Raw genomic sequence first — 1,970 nt, 5'->3', positions numbered from 1 at the left:
CGCTTGCGCGGTATCGCGTCGCATCCCGGTCATCACCGTCGCGACCACGGCGCTGTCCGGACGGCTCGCCATGCAAAGCCGCGATGCCTCGTTCCGTATCTTGACCACCACACACAGGCCGCGCGCGACGTCGCTATAGGCGACCGACCGGATCGGACCGACCCTCGCCAGCCAGCCCGACGGCAGGAAGCCGCGCAGGAACGCGCGATCGTCATCGCCTTGCGGTCCATCGCCCAGGCCGCGCGACAGCAGCGCCACCCGCCGCGCATCCTCTGCGGATCGGTAGAAGGTCAGCATCATGCGCGCGCCGTCGCTGCGTCCGACCCAGCGCCGCGCCCAGGGGCCGCGCGTATCGTCGGACGCGAAACGCTCGGCGCGTTCGGCGCCCCACGGCGCAAGCAGCGGCCGTGGTGAGGCGAGCAGAAGCGCCACCGGGAGCAGATACCTCACGCACCAAGCTCCATCATCGTCATTAGCCGCTCGAACGGCTGCGGCACCGCATCGGGGAACAGTTGATCGAGCAGCCCCGGCGGTGTCGCCGGATCGCGCGCCGCCGCCCGCGCGAGCAGCGCGATGGCGAGGTGATCCGGCGTCAGATGCAACGCGGCTGCCGTATCGCGAACGACGGGCACGGCGGCGACCTCGCGCACCAGCGCCGCCGCCGCCGGCGGCAGGTGCGCGGGATCGCCGGAGCGCAGCGACAGCATCCCGTCCTGACGCCACAGCACCTGTCCGGCCGCCGACCGCAGACGGCGGCCGAGCAGCGGCAGGTTGAGCGGCCGTGTCCGTGGCAGCAGATGATCGCGCAGCCAGTTGCCAAGCCGGACGGTCCACGGCGCGCGGGCGTTGGGGGTCGGAAGCCTGGGCAATGTCCTGCCTCGCCGGCCGGGCTGGATGTCGCCACCATCATCCAGTGGCGGCGCTTCAATGACCGGTGCGACGGGTTCGGCGACCGGCGGCATCGCGGCGGGGACGGGCTGGACCTCGGCCGCCCGCGCATCGACCAGCGCGAGCTTGCGCATCGCGGGCAGGACGCCGGACGCCTCTCCCTCCGGGCCGACGAAGACGAGGCTGGTTTCCGTCGTCAGCAGATTGCCCTTCACCGCCAGGTCGCGCACCCGCGCGCGATCGACTTTGCCGCCGGCCGTGAGCAGCGCCGCGATTTCGGTCGCGCAATGCAGCGCCATTTCCGCGCGCACGTCGTCGGCCGAGCGATCGGTCAGCGCACCCTTGAAGCCGGCTGGGACGACGACCTCCAGCATTATCGGCGACCCGTCGATCCGCTGCTTCGGCAGCAGATCGCGACCGGCGGCGAGCACCCGGATCGCGTCGGCGCCCTCAATGGTCAGCGTGACCGGATGCGACACGCCGCTGTGGCGCGGCAGCAAATGATCGGGCAGCGCCGGAACGGCGCGGTCCGGATCCACGCCCGGGCACAGCCGCAGCATCGCGCCGGTCTCCCCGATACCGATCACGCTTTCGAAACGCAGCGTGACCGACTCTCCCGGCCGGACGCCGGCGACCGACAGCGCCTGCCAGCCCTGCTTCAGTTCTTCCAGAAGGATCGCTCGGTTCCCGTCTATCGCACCGCCGTCATAGGTCCCTTCGGCGCGACGACGCGCGCGCGCGCGCGCGCTCCAGCGCTGGTCGCCGATGCTGACCGTCATGTCGTGGACGACGGCCCCGGCCAGCGCTGGTGGCATCGTCAACACCACCTCGATCGGCACGTGTTCTCGATTGGTAAACGTGCGCACGAGGATCAGCCGGGCGATCGGCGGCACGATGCGGAGCCGGATGTCGGTGGTATCGAGCAGCAACGGCGGGCGGGGTATCGCCGCGGGCCGCAACAGCGGCAGCAGCGGATCGGTCAGCCCGGGGCCGGTCGGCTCGATCATCCCGCCCCCCCGGCCGCTGCGCGCCGGCGCGGCTTCGATGCCCCGCTGGACAGGGCGGACCGCAACCGCGCCTCC

2 protein-coding genes are annotated in these 1,970 nt (G+C 71.8%); both read right to left on the bottom strand.

Going from position 1 to position 1,970, the window contains the following annotated elements:
- Window positions 1-450, bottom strand: a 450-nt coding sequence (locus AX681_RS20000) for a hypothetical protein (RefSeq protein WP_156456148.1), incomplete at its 3' end; no start/stop codon positions are given.
- A complete protein-coding gene (locus AX681_RS19995) occupies window positions 447-1,895 on the bottom strand; it encodes a VIT domain-containing protein (protein WP_066656332.1) in 1,449 nt (482 codons plus the stop codon). The genes AX681_RS20000 and AX681_RS19995, both read right to left, overlap by 4 nt.
- Between the last annotated feature and the right edge of the window lie 75 nt (window positions 1,896-1,970).

Source organism: Sphingomonas sp. CCH9-E2 (assembly GCF_001557215.1).
In the GTDB taxonomy this organism is placed as follows: domain Bacteria; phylum Pseudomonadota; class Alphaproteobacteria; order Sphingomonadales; family Sphingomonadaceae; genus Sphingomonas.
The sequence above is the reverse complement of the archived record's forward strand: the minus strand, read 5'-3'. Positions and strand labels throughout refer to the sequence as shown.